General features: G+C 38.6%; 1 protein-coding gene. It reads right to left on the minus strand.

Going from position 1 to position 259, the window contains the following annotated elements; genetic code table 11:
- A partial coding sequence (locus CF394_RS16110; RefSeq protein ID WP_243370865.1) for a hypothetical protein occupies positions 1 to 120 on the minus strand: 120 nt, incomplete at its 3' end.
- Positions 121 to 259: the final 139 nt, after the last annotated feature.

Here is a 259-nt window from a genome sequence, read left to right on the forward strand (position 1 = left end):
GCTAGCCGTTTCGGTTTGCTGCAGCTCAGCTCCGGCAAAGATCCCAGCTGTAAGGACAGAAACAGCGGCGATTGGCAAAAGTTTTGATTTCATGTTTTGAAACAAATTCATTTTTTGCATGCCTCCTTTAATGTATTCTGTTTATCATGTTAGGGAAATTTTGTTAAACGCGGCTGTTGATCGTGTAAACATTAAGTAAAGCATTGTAAGGAAATGAAAAACGTCGTTTCATTATTTTGCCTTAGTTGGTTCAAAGCAT

The organism is Tetzosporium hominis, from assembly GCF_002265435.1.
Classification (GTDB): Bacteria; Bacillota; Bacilli; order Bacillales_A; family Planococcaceae; genus Chryseomicrobium; species Chryseomicrobium hominis.